The organism is Streptococcus sp. DD11, assembly GCF_001578865.1.
Taxonomy (GTDB): domain Bacteria; phylum Bacillota; class Bacilli; order Lactobacillales; family Streptococcaceae; genus Streptococcus; species Streptococcus panodentis.
The window spans coordinates 142,546-155,647 of sequence record NZ_KQ969394.1; the positions used below are offsets into that span (position 1 = coordinate 142,546).

The following is a 13,102-nucleotide window of genomic DNA, read 5'->3' on the forward strand; positions in this document are numbered from 1 at the left end:
GGTCTGCATATTTCTCTTCGTAAACAGCCGTCACTTGGTCTTTGACCTCTTGGGTAGCGGCCTCACGCGCCAGCTTTTCTTCCACCTGAACGGCTTGCTGCAGGTCGCTGTTGTAGGCGGCCACAATCTCTGCCTGCAAAGCTGGGTCCACCTGCAGCAGCTCAACCTCAGCCTTGTCCTTGCCGACTGCTGCCACGATTTCTTCTTGGAAGGCTATCAGCTCTTTGACTGCTTCATGGCCTTTGAGCAGGGCTTCCAGCATCACTGCTTCCGGCAGTTCCTTGGCGCCGGACTCTACCATATTGATGGCATCCTTGGTCCCTGCTACCGTCAATTCCAGCAAGGAGACAGCTTTTTGCTCCTTGGTCGGATTGATGACAAATTCTCCGTCCACATAGCCTACCTGTACCCCTGCGATAGGGCCGTCAAAAGGAATATCAGAGACAGACAGGGCCAGAGAGGAGCCAAACATGGCCGCCATTTGCGGCGAAGCATCTTCATCATAGGAAAGCACAGTATTGATGACCTGCACTTCATTGCGGAAGCCTTCCGCAAACATAGGACGGATTGGGCGGTCAATCAGACGGGCGGTCAGGGTCGCATCGGTAGAAGGACGGCCTTCACGCTTGTTGAAGCCGCCGGGATACTTCCCAGCTGCATACATTTTTTCTTCATAGTTGACCTGCAGGGGGAAGAAATCACCCGTAGCCATCTTCTTGGACATGGTCGCAGCCGTTAAGACGGTGCTTTCGCCATAGCGCACCACTGCGCTGCCGTTGGCCTGTTTGGCCACCTGACCGGTTTCAACCACCAATTCGCGGCCGGCAAAAGTGGTCTTAAATATCTGTTTTGTCATAAATAGACGACTCCTTTTGAGCATTCGCTCGATTAGTATTGTATACGTCTTGGCTACAAAGATGAAGATACACTAAAGATGCTGCGGGGCAGTCCGGCTTGCAGAATCTTTCTGCAGAAAAAGAGGAAACAGACGCAGCCCTCGCTCGATAAGTGCCAGAAAACTTCTCTTTTCCCTAATAATGAGCCCCAGGCTCCATTCAGCCTGCGTTCAATAACGCAGCCAAGCAGAAATCTTACCCGCTCAAGAGGCTGAAAGCCGGCTGTCCAAAGCGTTTAGCGCCGCCTCTTGCAGCCTTGCTGTATTATTATACCCTCATCTTTGTATCAAGCGCGTATAAACCTTATTTTACCATATTTCCGGTTAAAAGAAAAAGGGTAAAAACAGCTTTTTCTCAAGAATATTCCGAAATCTCTGGACCTTATTTTTCATTGAGGATTATTCGCTCGGCTGAACTCCGGTACCAGCTGCAGCTCGCCGCCCGGTCTGATGTTGATTTTCATTGCATCTAAAAAAGACGATTGGCCCCATTCTGCAGCAGCAGTGCCTGCAGACCTCCTTCGTCTTTTTTCTTATTTTTTGTAAGCAGCCGATAAAAAGGGCCCTGTTTTTGTCAATGAGTTGCACCGCCGACCGTCTGAATATCGCCATCTTGGTAATCTACAATGGCTCCGATAGCAGCTTCGATTCCTCGGCTGATGTCTGTCAGGCTCATGGCAGCTGTATCGGGTTTATCCACTACCTGCTCCATCATATAAGGAATATGCATAAAGCCCGCTTTGACATGCGGAAATTGCTTGTCTGCCAAGTACAGCGCTTGGTACATGAGGTGATTGCAGACAAAGGTCCCTGCTGTATTGGACACAGCCGCAGGCAGACCAGCATCCTGAATCGCTTTTACCATGGCTTTGATAGGCAGACTGCTGAAGTAGGCGGGGGCTCCGTCTGCCCGTATCGGCACATCAATCGGCTGATTTCCTTCGTTATCCGGGATGCGGGCATCATCCTGATTGATAGCAACCCGCTCCGGAGTCAGACCTGTACGTCCTCCGGCCTGGCCGATACAAAGGACAGCATCTGGCTGGTAGGCTTTCAGTTCTTCTTCCAAAACCTGAGCAGATTTATGAAAAACGGTCGGTATTTCTATCCATTTGACCTCAGCCCCCTGAATGCTGGCTGGCAGTCTTTTTACGGATTCCAAAGCAGGGTTGATCATTTCTCCGCCAAAGGGATTAAAACCGGTCACTAAAATTTTCATCGTTTCTTCTCCTCTCTTTGAGCCTTATGTTAAAAGGCTAAAAAATACATCAAAGCAATATGGATTGCAATCATAATCAAGGCAACAGGCGCCTGAGCTTTAATGACACCATTTGGATCTTTCATATCCATCAGAGCTGCCGGCAGAGCGTTAAAGTTGGCAGCCATTGGCGTCAGCAAGGTCCCGCAGTAGCCGGCTGTCATAGCAAGAGCCCCGGCAATGATTGGATTGGCGCCAAGAGCAAAAACAAAAGGCACTCCAACACCGGCTGTGATGACAGTAAAGGCTGCAAAAGCATTGCCCATAATCATGGTAAAGACGACCATCCCCAAGACATAGGCCGCAACTCCGAAAAATCGGCTGTCTGCCGGAACCAGCCCGCTGATCATCTTTGCGATGACATCGCCGACGCCAGCCGCCGTGAAGATCGCTCCCAAGGCTCCCAGAAGCTGGGGCAGAATACCGCTTGTTGAGACCTGCTGGGTCATCCGGTTGTTCTCCGCCAAGAGAGACTGCGGCTTCGCACGCATAATGATGAGGGCTGCTGCAGTCGCAATAATAGCACCAAAGCTGATCGAAACCCGGCTGAAATCCGGCAATAGCTGAGCCATTAAAAGAGCAATCACTGACATGAGCATGACCGGAAGGAAAATCCGATTTTTCAGCTTAACAGCACTCGCTTCTGCCTCCTTCTCACTATGTGCCGGCAGCGTCCCGATGCGAACCTGTTTAAAAAGAGTCAGGAGGGCAATGACAATAACAAGAGCGCCTGTCACCTTATTGGGAAGATAAGTGCCGCCCAGAAAGGTCAGACCCAGCAGCCCCCAAAACAAACCTGTCCCAAAGCGAACGGGATTGCTTGTATCCTTATAGGCGCAGTAAGCTGTGTGCAGGAACTGCAGCCCAATCAAAATGTAGGTGATTTCCAACGATTTTTCTGCTAATTCTGCCATCATTTCTCTTCTCCTTTCCCGCTTTTCATCCTGTTTTTCTGCAGTTTTTTGTCAAACAGATAATTGTAGAGGCTAACGACAAAAATTGTTATCACAGCGACGATGACAGACGCTGAAGCAATGCTGGCAAAGTTCCCGTCATAGCCAAGCTGTTTCAGGGTTTCGCCAATTAACAAAACTCCTCCTGCCCCGACAAAAGTATTTTGAGCAAAAAAGTTCCCAAAATTTTCATTAGCAGCCGCACGCGCCTTGATTTCCTCATCTTCCTCCGCCGTCAGCTCTCTGCCAGTCTGAGTTTGAGCAGCTGCTTCCCCCATCGGCTGGACCAAAGGACGAACAAACTGAGGATGCCCTCCCAACCGAATCGAAAAGAAGCCCGCTAATTCGCGAATAATCAGATAGACCGTATAAAAAGTTCCGACCGTTAAGCCCTTAAGGCGCTGAATCAGGTGAATCGCCCGCTGCTTCAGACCGTAGGTTTCAGACAGTCCGACCAGCGGCAGCGTAACCATAAAGATGGTCAGCACTCGCTGATTGGTAAATTCCTTGCCTAAAATTTCTAAGAAATCCAAGAAAGGAATACCGGATACCAAAGCAGTAGCCAAAGCTGCAATAACAACCATTGCTATCGTATCAAATTTCAAAATAAAACCTACTACAATAATGGCAATGCCGATTAGTTTTATCCACTCCATAAAGAACTCCTTTTTGTCTCTATTCTTCGAAAAATCACTTCAAACCACGTCAGCTTGACAGTCTGAGGGAGTAAAAAGGTCCGGGGGACCTTTTTAGCCCCTGCCTAGAAATTCAAAAGCAGGGAAGGTCCGGGGGACCTTTTTAGCCCCTGCCTAGAAATTCAAAAGCAGGGAAGGTCCGTGGGGACCTTTTTAGCCCCTGCCTAGAAATTCAAAAGCAGGGAAGGTCCGGGGGACCTTTTTAGCCCCTGCCTAGAAATTCAAAAGCAGGGAAGGTCCGCGGGACCTTTTTAGCCCCTGCCTAGAAATTCAAAGCAGGGAAGGTCCGGGGGACCTTTTTAGCCCCTGCCCAGAAATTCAAAAGCAGGGAAGGTCCGGGGGACCTTTTTAGCCCCTGCCCAGAAATTCAAAAGCAGGGAAAGTCCGCGGGACCTTTTCAGACCGGACCCGGAAACGATGAGGCAGGGAGGCTGCAGATAAAGAAAGCGAAGCTTTCACCAAATAGGCCTACTGCTGAGACTTCCTTGCGGACGCTCCATTCACACCCCCCGGACTGTTGAGCAGCCTGGTTTGCTGATGATTTTCACTGAGTATGCTTCATTAATTATAGTATATCATACATTTAAATCAACCGTTCATGGATTTTGGAACGAATTGATGAATTTTTCCGCTCCCCGGCCAAATCGTCATAAAAGTCTCCTTTTTCGTCCGATTTTCTGCTATACTAGAGATAGTATTTGCACTAAAAGGAGACAAGCATGCTTGAACAAAAGAAACGTTCAGAATTTCCTGAAAAAGAACTGTGGGATTTGACCGCCCTCTATCAGGATCAGGAAGATTTCCTGCGGGCTATTGACAAAGCCAAGGAAGACATCGCGCAATTCAGCCGCAACTACAAGGACCAGCTGACAGGCTTTGCTGATTTTGAGCGAGCCTTTGCCGAGTTAGAACAGATTTATATCCAGATCAGTCACATCGGCAACTACGGCTTTATGCCTCAGACCACTGATTTTGGTGACGAAAGCTTTGCCCAGATTGCCCAGGCAGCCATGGACTTTGAAACCGAAGCCAGTGTAGCTCTCAGCTTTTTTGACGATGCCTTGGTCAAGGCCGATGAGGAAGTGCTGGAAGCCCTTGGCAAACTGCCCCATCTGACCGCTGCCATCCGTCAGGCCAAGATTAAAAAAGCCCACTATCTGGGGCCAGAGGTCGAAAAAGCCCTGACCAACCTGTCCGAAGTCTTTTACAGCCCTCAGGATATTTACACCAAAATGCGGGCCGGCGATTTTGCCATGGCAGACTTTGAAGTCGATGGCAAAGTCTATAAAAACAGCTTTGTCACTTATGAAAACTTCTATCAGAATCATGAGGATGCAGAAGTTCGGGAAAAAGCCTTCCGCTCTTTCTCAGCAGGGCTGCGCAAGCACCAAAATACAGCAGCCGCAGCCTATCTGGCCCAGGTCAAGTCCGAAAAGCTGCTGGCGGACATGCGCGGCTATGACTCTGTCTTTGACTTCCTGCTGGCTGAGCAGGAAGTGGACCGGTCTATGTTTGACCGCCAAATCGACCTGATTATGAACGATTTTGCCCCAGTTGCCCAGAAATTCCTCAAACATGTTGCCAAAGTTAACGGCCTTGAAAAGATGACCTTTGCTGACTGGAAGCTGGACATTGACAGCGAGCTCAATCCCCAAGTCAGCATTGATGACGCTTATGACTTGGTCATGAAGTCTGTCGCTCCGCTGGGCCAAGAGTACAGTCAGGAAATCGCCCGCTACCAAAGTGAGCGCTGGGTGGACTTTGCGGCCAATGAAGGCAAAGACTCCGGCGGCTACGCGGCAGACCCTTATCGGGTCCATCCTTATGTCCTCATGAGCTGGACCGGCCGCATGAGTGATGTTTACACTCTCATTCATGAGATTGGCCATTCCGGTCAGTTTATCTTTTCCGACAATAGTCAGAGCTATTTCAATGCTCACATGTCCACCTACTATGTCGAAGCACCGTCTACCTTTAACGAGCTCCTGCTCAGTGATTATCTGGAACACCAGTTTGATAATCCCCGCCAGAAACGCTTTGCTCTGGCCCACCGCCTGACCGATACCTACTTCCACAATTTCATCACCCACCTGCTGGAGGCAGCCTTCCAGCGCAAGGTCTATACTTTGATTGAAGAAGGCGGAACCTTTGGAGCCAGCAAGCTGAACAGCATCATGAAGGAGGTCCTGACCGAGTTCTGGGGCGATGCCGTTGACATTGACGACAATGCAGCCCTGACCTGGATGCGGCAGAGCCATTACTATATGGGGCTTTACAGCTATACCTACTCAGCAGGGCTGGTCATCTCCACGGCCGGCTACCTGCATCTGAAAAACTCTGAGAACGGCGCCCGTGACTGGCTGGAATTCCTCAAATCCGGCGGCAGCAAGACCCCGCTCGAGTCTGCCCGCATCATCGGAGCTGACATTTCCACCGACAAGCCCCTCCGCGATACGATCCAGTTCCTCTCTGACACTGTCGAGCAGATTATTGCTTACAGCAGGGAATTGGAGGAATAATGAAGAAATAAAATCAGCTTGAACGGATTCAAGCTGATTTTATCGTCTTTTTGTATAAGGAATTAAAAAAATCTGGATACTGACAGATAAAGCAGAATGTAGGTACTGAAACAAACACCAAATATCAGCCATCTGATTAAAATCTGTGACTTGCTATAATTTTTAGTCCGCAGCAGCCCTAGGAAAAACCAGATGAGGCTCCAAAAAACCAAGCCCAACAGCTGAGGAGCAAAATAGGAAATCAAAAGCAAGGCAACAATCAAAAACACCAAGACCGCAATGATCCGTTCGGGCGTTATCTGTGACCGGGGAATCATCCAGCCCAAAAAGAAAGCAAAAACCGGCGGAGCGATGAAGGGGGTCAGCATCATAAAAACAAAGAAGAATTGATTTAAGATCTCAAGAATAGCCTGTACCTCGTTTCCACCACGTTTTATACTCAAATAAATAAAGGCTGGAAGCCAGAAGAAAATCAAAGATGGCACTTCCTATCTGCGGCCTGTCATGTTCTGATTGCAAGATAATAGGCTGAAAGTTTCTCTGCTGTTCAATTTCTGGAAGAGCAAAAAAACCATATCCCTTGTCCGCTTTTGATTTTCATTGAGTATGAATCATTTTCTTTCTCCTTATTATACCTTAAATATTGTATTTTCCAACAAAAAATTTAAATTAATTTATCCGCCCGGCTCATCCCAGCAGTATCAACGGGAATAGAGAGAACTGCAAAAACGTCGGAGCGGATACTGGCAGAAAAATTTTTTAGTTGGAGCCTTTATGGTATAATATTCTATAATCTTTCAAGGGGGAACTGACTTGTTTTTAGCTTTTAAGGAAATCGTCTACAGCCGCGGACGCTATCGTCTGGTCGTAGCGGTCGTCTTTCTCATCACTTATATGGTCTTCTTTTTATCCAGTCTTTCCGCCGGCCTGGTTCGGCTCAACCGGCTGGCTCTGGACCAGTGGCAGGCGGAGTCAGTGATTCTGTCAGAGTATGCCAATCACAATCTGGCTGCTTCAACAATCAAGGAAGAAGAGTACAGCCGGCTAGCTCAAGGGGATGCTGTAGCTGCTTTGGGACAAATGCCTGCCGTAGCCAATTACGAAGACGGGACCGAAAAAATCAATGTTCAGGTCTTTGGACTGGACTGGGACAGTTTTCTGGCACCAAATTTAGTCGAGGGACGAACTGTCCAGACTGCGCATGAAGCCGTTGCAGATAAGCGTCTTCAGCAAAAAGGGGTCAAGCTGGGCGACTACCTCCAGCTCAATGGCAGTGAACAGCTCTATCAGATTGTCGGTTTTACAGAGGACAACAGCTATTTCACTCAGCCAGTGCTCTTTATGACACTGGAAGATTTCAGGGAACTAAAATACGGTTCTAGTCTGGTCAAAAGTATCAGCGCGCTGGTGGTCAAGGATCATCAGAAGATTGAGGAAGCCGGCCTCAGTCAGATTTCTATGAGCGATTTGGTCAACAATATCCCCGGCTATCAGGCTCAGGTGCTGACATTCAACTTTATGATTGGAGCCATGATTCTGATTACCTTTTTGGTATTGGGGATTTTCACCTATATCATTACGATTCAAAAGACACATCTCTATGGTATCATGCGCGCTCAGGGCATTGCCAGCGGGAAGATCATTGCTTCTATCTTCTGGCAGATTTTCATCCTGTCTGCTCTGGGGATCAGCCTGGCCGTTTTGGCACTGTTGGGAACCCAGCTGATTTTGCCGGCCTCTATGCCTTTTTACAGCGATTGGTCATCCTATGCAGGACTGACCGTTCTGATCATTCTCATGTCTCTGGCCGGCGGTCTCCTGTCCATTCATCGGGTGTTGAAAATTGACCCCATTACAGCAATCGGAGGTGAATAAATGCCAATCTTAGAATTAAAAGGCGTCACAAAAGAATATGGCCAGGGACATACACTGGTTCAGGCTTTGAAACCTACGGATTTTCAATTAGAAGCAGGACAGTTTGCAGCCGTTATCGGACCGTCAGGATCAGGCAAAACAACCTTTCTGACTCTGCTGGGGCAGCTGCAGACTCCTTCAGAAGGACAGATTCTCCTGCATGGCAAAGACACTTCCTTGCTCAAGGAAAAACAGCGGGCTGATCTGCGTTTCAATCATTTTGGCTTTATTCTGCAGGCCTCCAACCTGATTCCTTTCCTGAAAATCGAAGACCAGTTCCGGCTGATTGACCGCTTATCTAAAAAAGACAGACTGGATCTGGACAGCCTGATTGAGCTGCTGGACCTGAAAGGCACACTCCGGCAGTATCCCAAGGAATTGTCCGGCGGGGAGCGTCAGCGGGCTGCCATCGCCAGAGCTCTTTACAACAGTCCAGACATTATCTTAGCCGATGAGCCGACGGCCAGTCTGGATACAGAGCGGGCCAAGCGCGTGGTGCACCTGCTCAAAGAGGTGACCCAGCAATACCATAAGAGCGTTGTCATGATTACCCATGATACCCGCCTGCTGAACGAGGTCGATAAGGTCTACGAGATGCAGGACGGTGTGCTGACTGAGATCCGATAACGAGCCAGCCTCCCAAAGTAATAAAGAGAAGAGCTAACAGAGAAGAAGGCCGAAGAGCTCAGGAAGCACAGGCTGCCACACAAGAAGAAAGAAAGGTTTCTGCTTCCCATAATGGGACAGCAGATGTTTACCGCTATAGTCTGGACAGCCGGCCATCTAATATAGTCTTTTAGTTTGCTTTTAGTACTAGGCAACGAGTCGCAGGCTGTACTGGGGTACGGCAAGGCGAATTAACGACGTAATAAAAGATAAACTAAATGACGATACACGATTTGACCGAGCTGCCACTATGACTGAGGAAGAGGCAGCTGCTGCCGGAAAACAGCACACAGCAAATGAATAAGAAAAAAACGATTGGAACTCCGATTTCCAATCGTTTCTTTCTCATCCCAGCTCTGCCGCAATGGCTTTGATCTGCTGGGCTGTGTGAACGCCGGCCACCTGCTTGACGACCTGACCGTCCTTTTTGAAGAGCAGAGTCGGGATGGACATAATCCCAAAAGCACGCGCTGTCTCTGGATTTTCGTCCACATCCATTTTCAGGATTTTCAGCTCGTCTTCTGACAGTTCTTCAGACAGTTTGTCCAAGATTGGCCCCTGCATGCGGCAAGGTCCGCACCAAGCCGCCCAAAAGTCCACCAAGACCAAACCGTCTTTTGTTTCCTGCTCAAATGTCGCATCTGTAATTGCTTTTACCATTCTTTTTTCTCCTTTATTTTTAGTCAAACTGGCTCAAATCCTGCTTCATCAGGAAAAAGAACACATCGCCGTAAGTGCCCTGATAGTTCAAATCATGGCCCTTGTAGGTCAGCTTTTGAACGGGATAATAATCCGCCACCCCAATCAGACAGGCTTGCTGGGACTGCTCAAAATCTTGATAAGACTCAAACCGCATCACCCGCTCCTGCTTGACAGCGTCTAAATAGGTTATTTCAATCATATGGATCTCCTTTTTTTGCGATTACATCTGTAATCTTTTTTATATTTAGATTGTAACCAAAACCATTACATCTGTCAAATAAAATGCCTTGCAGAAGAACATCTCAATCCTCCAACCGGAGAATCCACGCTAACCAGAAACCAACAAGACGGCAGGAGCTGCCTGTATAGAGGATGGGACAGACTCCCATGACGGCTGCGCCCTCACTCACATTGGAACATACCGTATAAGGCTCCTTACAAGCAATTCTATTTCCAAAGACCTGCTAAAATCTGCTTTTCTAAAATGATGAACTCTTCCTCTCTTATTCCGTCATTCTTTCCCACGACACAAAGTTGGCCAAAATAAGCAATGAGGGGACCGGCCGAAATGCGAATAAGCTGAAAAGGGGTCAGGTCCGGATTCACTCTTGGATCCTCCAGGAGCCGATTGTGGACAGCTGCTAGTTTGGACTGCATCATTTCCCAGATAAATTGCTCCTCCTCTTTTATTTTTTGGCCTGACAGCAGTTCCTGCAGAATAATCTTAAACAGCGCTTGATTTTTTTCAAGAAAGGCCATCCGATCACGAACCAAAAAGTGTATCATTTCCTCCGTCTTGTGATAAGTCAGCAAATCATCAAAGAAATTGACAAAAAGGCCCGGCACCACAGGATGCAGAATGGCGACTAGAAGTTCTTCCTTGGTTTTAAAATACTTAAATAAAGTCGCCTGACTGAGCCCCGCATTTTTGGCAATTTGGAGAGTTGAAATCCCATTGTAGCCATTGCTGGCAAAGAGCTCAACTGCTGACTCCATTATTTTCTTTTTTCCTTTGGGATAGTCTGACTGCTCTAAGTAGTCCGCAAATGTTTCAAAAATACTGTCTGTCATTCTTTCACCTTTCAGAATGGTTTCCTATTTCTTTCTATTTTTTATGTCAGGCAGGAGCAAAATCTGCAAGAGCAAGTCTTCGATTTTGTTGTCCCGCCTCTGCCTAGCTCAGACAAACAGGGAATGGTGGTTTGAAGCTCAAACTTCCCCAAATCTGCTCTGCTCTCTCGTTTCTGGGCTCGGACTTAATGCTTGATGAGCCCGTCCCACCGCCTTTGAGCAGCTCACTGCCCTATCGTCCTGTATGTTAAGCGATTGGCTGAAACTATCCCCGAACAGTTTCACTACTAAAAGCAAAGGAAAAGACTATACCTTCCGATAACGGCGCAGGCCTTCAATATTAAGGACAGTCAAGACCAGTAAGAAGAGCAGGAGAGCCCCGATTTGAGGCAGGATATCTTTAAGTCCGTGTCCGTATAGGATGATTTGGCTGATGGCCTCACCAGAATAAGTCAGCGGCAGGAATTTCCCAGCTGTCTGTGCCCAAGAGCCCATGGATTCCAACGGAATGATGCCGGAGAAAAAGAGTTGAGGCATAATGACCAATGGAATAAACTGCATCATTTGAAATTCTGATTTGGCCAAAGTTGACAAGAGGATCCCGAAAGCCAGAGCCACAAGCGCCAAGAGGACATTTACTATTATAACATTTATCAGGCTGCCGACAACCTCAATATCCAACAGCCAGATAGCGGCAAGCACGACAACGGCTGTTTGAAGGACCGCAATCACCCCATAAGACAGCATGTAGCCATAGACAATTTCAAACCGTTTGACCGGTGTGGCCAAGAGGCGGTCCAGAGTACCGCTGGTTCGTTCTTTCAGAAGCGCCATCCCGGAAATGAGAAAGACGAAGAAGAACACAACAAAGCCAATTAGAATGGGAATCATCTTGGCAAAGAAGCCCGTATCTTCGTTGCCGTATTGATAGGTTTCTTTGATTTCCGGACTGGCAGTATCGAATGCCGCTTGAGGGAGCGCTTGCTTCACGCGTGCCATCAAGGACTCCGTTCCTTCATGCACCAGACTTGTGCGCAAAACCTGTCGGGTAAAGGCCGTCTTTGAAGCATCTGTATTGGCATAATCGACCGTGTAATTTCCATCTTTATAAGAAATGACAGCGTCCGCTTTTTCATCCGCAAGAGCCTTTTTTGCTTCTTTCAAATCGTCATAGGTTTCAACTGTGACATAGTCTGTTTCGTTCATGCGCGTCACTAGAGCAGCAGGTAGATCCTGCGCGGCCAAGGTTACATCAACCGTCGTGCTGGCTGAAAACATGAGATTCATGAGCCACATGATAAAGACAGGAGCTGCAAACATCATGGCCAACGTCCGTTTATCACGAAACAATTCTTTCAATACTTTTTTTGCAATGGCAGCTGTTCTCATCCTACTCTCCTTCCGCTTTCAAAAAGACTTCTTCAATACTGGATACACCATAACTTTCTTTGAGCCTGCTTGGACTGTCAAAAGCAATAATCTTCCCCCCTAAAAGCAAGCCAACCTTATCAGTCAGTTCCGCTTCCTCCATGACATGGGTCGTTACCAGAATGCCCATCCCCTTATCTCTGAGCATTAGCAGCTCCTGCCAAATTTTCTTTCGCAGGGAAGGGTCAATCCCAACCGTTGGTTCATCTAAAATTAAGAGCTTCGGATTTCCCAAGAATGCAATCGCTAATGATAAGCGCCGCTTCATCCCGCCGGAATACCCAGAAACTGCTTTATTCAGGTGTTCTGTTAGATCAACTACCTTTGCGACATGAGCAATATCGCGTGCCAGCTCCTTCTTTGTCAAACCTTTCAATCTGGCAAAAAATTCCAGATTTTCCTGCCCTGAAAGAGCTTCATACAAGGCATCTGACTGTGCCATATAGCCAATATCCCCCAAAATATGACGATTAGGCATAGCATGAGCCAATACAAGGGCAAGACCGCCGTCTGCTTTTTCCATTCCCAGCATGGTTTTAATCATAGTGGACTTTCCAGCCCCGGATGGGCCGATTAAGCCGATAATTTCCCCGGCCTGCAGCTGAAAGCCTACATGATCTAAGACGAGCTGATGGCCAAATGATTTTTCCAAATCCTGCAAATCTAATAGATTTTCCATTTCTTCCTCCTTAGTGAGCATTCACTCACCTGTGTGTTGTAAAATACATTATAGTGAGTGAACACTCACTTGTCAAGAGAGAAGTTCAAAAAAATCCAACATTCCGAAATCAGGGTGTTGGATTCTTCGCTTTCTGCATTTTTTCACTTCCATTTACTTAGGTTTGAGAAAGAAAAGTCTTAAAAAGATCAGAAACAGAAAGCATATAGGCGGTGGGACAGAACTAAATTTTTAAAAATTTAGTTCCCTTCACTCTCTTGTTTCTAAGCTCAGGCTGAAAAGGTCTCCCAGACCTTTTCACTCCCAGCCCGCGAGGCTCTCA

12 protein-coding genes and 1 pseudogene are annotated in these 13,102 nt (G+C 47.6%); 3 read left to right on the top strand and 10 right to left on the bottom strand.

Annotated features, from left to right (window positions below; translation table 11 throughout):
- From STRDD11_RS06610 to STRDD11_RS06625, 4 genes and pseudogenes are all read right to left on the bottom strand, one after another.
- Positions 1 to 856, bottom strand: a pseudogene (locus STRDD11_RS06610) (polyribonucleotide nucleotidyltransferase); the annotation flags it as partial.
- Positions 857 to 1,469: 613 nt separating this feature from the next.
- Positions 1,470 to 2,114, bottom strand: coding sequence for a pyroglutamyl-peptidase I (gene pcp / locus STRDD11_RS06615; RefSeq protein WP_128836590.1), 645 nt, complete (start codon positions 2,112 to 2,114; stop codon positions 1,470 to 1,472).
- Between the two features lie 29 nt (positions 2,115 to 2,143).
- Positions 2,144 to 3,067, bottom strand: coding sequence for a DUF979 domain-containing protein (locus STRDD11_RS06620; RefSeq protein ID WP_128836839.1), 924 nt, complete (start codon positions 3,065 to 3,067; stop codon positions 2,144 to 2,146).
- Positions 3,067 to 3,762 carry a DUF969 domain-containing protein gene (locus STRDD11_RS06625; RefSeq protein WP_128836593.1) on the bottom strand — a complete coding sequence of 232 codons (696 nt, stop codon included), beginning with the start codon at positions 3,760 to 3,762 and terminating at the stop codon, positions 3,067 to 3,069. The genes STRDD11_RS06620 and STRDD11_RS06625 overlap by 1 nt, the downstream gene beginning before the upstream one ends.
- A 758-nt stretch (positions 3,763 to 4,520) precedes the next feature.
- Here STRDD11_RS06625 and pepF point away from each other — a divergent pair.
- On the top strand, positions 4,521 to 6,320 hold the full coding sequence (pepF, locus tag STRDD11_RS06630; protein WP_128836595.1) for an oligoendopeptidase F: 1,800 nt from the start codon (positions 4,521 to 4,523) through the stop codon (positions 6,318 to 6,320).
- 62 nt (positions 6,321 to 6,382) lie between these two features.
- Here pepF and STRDD11_RS14295 read toward each other — a convergent pair whose 3' ends face one another.
- On the bottom strand, positions 6,383 to 6,691 hold the full coding sequence (locus STRDD11_RS14295; RefSeq protein WP_128836840.1) for a hypothetical protein: 309 nt from the start codon (positions 6,689 to 6,691) through the stop codon (positions 6,383 to 6,385).
- A gap of 442 nt (positions 6,692 to 7,133) precedes the next feature.
- Between STRDD11_RS14295 and STRDD11_RS06640 the strand changes: the two genes are divergently transcribed.
- Positions 7,134 to 8,195 carry an ABC transporter permease gene (locus tag STRDD11_RS06640; RefSeq protein ID WP_128836597.1) on the top strand — a complete coding sequence of 354 codons (1,062 nt, stop codon included), beginning with the start codon at positions 7,134 to 7,136 and terminating at the stop codon, positions 8,193 to 8,195.
- Positions 8,196 to 8,861 (top strand): ABC transporter ATP-binding protein, encoded by a 666-nt coding sequence (locus STRDD11_RS06645; RefSeq protein WP_128836599.1) that lies wholly within the window; start codon positions 8,196 to 8,198, stop codon positions 8,859 to 8,861.
- Between the two features lie 384 nt (positions 8,862 to 9,245).
- Here STRDD11_RS06645 and trxA read toward each other — a convergent pair whose 3' ends face one another.
- From trxA to STRDD11_RS06670, 5 genes are all read right to left on the bottom strand, one after another.
- Positions 9,246 to 9,560: a thioredoxin gene (trxA, locus tag STRDD11_RS06650; RefSeq protein WP_128836602.1), complete on the bottom strand. Its 315-nt coding sequence runs from the start codon at positions 9,558 to 9,560 to the stop codon at positions 9,246 to 9,248.
- Positions 9,561 to 9,579: 19 nt separating this feature from the next.
- Positions 9,580 to 9,801: a DUF4649 family protein gene (locus tag STRDD11_RS06655; protein ID WP_128836605.1), complete on the bottom strand. Its 222-nt coding sequence runs from the start codon at positions 9,799 to 9,801 to the stop codon at positions 9,580 to 9,582.
- A gap of 248 nt (positions 9,802 to 10,049) precedes the next feature.
- Positions 10,050 to 10,673, bottom strand: coding sequence for a TetR/AcrR family transcriptional regulator (locus STRDD11_RS06660; protein WP_128836607.1), 624 nt, complete (start codon positions 10,671 to 10,673; stop codon positions 10,050 to 10,052).
- 306 nt (positions 10,674 to 10,979) lie between these two features.
- Positions 10,980 to 12,062, bottom strand: a complete 1,083-nt coding sequence (locus STRDD11_RS06665) for an ABC transporter permease (RefSeq protein WP_128836610.1) — start codon at positions 12,060 to 12,062, stop codon at positions 10,980 to 10,982.
- Between the two features lies 1 nt (position 12,063).
- Positions 12,064 to 12,780: an ABC transporter ATP-binding protein gene (locus STRDD11_RS06670; RefSeq protein ID WP_128836612.1), complete on the bottom strand. Its 717-nt coding sequence runs from the start codon at positions 12,778 to 12,780 to the stop codon at positions 12,064 to 12,066.
- Between the last annotated feature and the right edge of the window lie 322 nt (positions 12,781 to 13,102).

Bases quoted from the DNA above. Each gene is read 5' to 3' on its own strand.
- STRDD11_RS06665 (WP_128836610.1), bottom strand. From the start codon at position 12,062: ATGAGAACAGCTGCCATTGCAAAAAAAGTATTGAAAGAATTGTTTCGT.
- STRDD11_RS06645 (WP_128836599.1), top strand. From the start codon at position 8,196: ATGCCAATCTTAGAATTAAAAGGCGTCACAAAAGAATATGGCCAGGGA.
- STRDD11_RS06670 (WP_128836612.1), bottom strand. From the start codon at position 12,780: ATGGAAAATCTATTAGATTTGCAGGATTTGGAAAAATCATTTGGCCAT.
- pepF (WP_128836595.1), top strand. From the start codon at position 4,521: ATGCTTGAACAAAAGAAACGTTCAGAATTTCCTGAAAAAGAACTGTGG.
- pcp (WP_128836590.1), bottom strand. From the start codon at position 2,114: ATGAAAATTTTAGTGACCGGTTTTAATCCCTTTGGCGGAGAAATGATC.
- STRDD11_RS06660 (WP_128836607.1), bottom strand. From the start codon at position 10,673: ATGACAGACAGTATTTTTGAAACATTTGCGGACTACTTAGAGCAGTCA.
- STRDD11_RS06625 (WP_128836593.1), bottom strand. From the start codon at position 3,762: ATGGAGTGGATAAAACTAATCGGCATTGCCATTATTGTAGTAGGTTTT.
- trxA (WP_128836602.1), bottom strand. From the start codon at position 9,560: ATGGTAAAAGCAATTACAGATGCGACATTTGAGCAGGAAACAAAAGAC.
- STRDD11_RS06620 (WP_128836839.1), bottom strand. From the start codon at position 3,067: ATGGCAGAATTAGCAGAAAAATCGTTGGAAATCACCTACATTTTGATT.
- STRDD11_RS06655 (WP_128836605.1), bottom strand. From the start codon at position 9,801: ATGATTGAAATAACCTATTTAGACGCTGTCAAGCAGGAGCGGGTGATG.
- STRDD11_RS14295 (WP_128836840.1), bottom strand. From the start codon at position 6,691: ATGATGCTGACCCCCTTCATCGCTCCGCCGGTTTTTGCTTTCTTTTTG.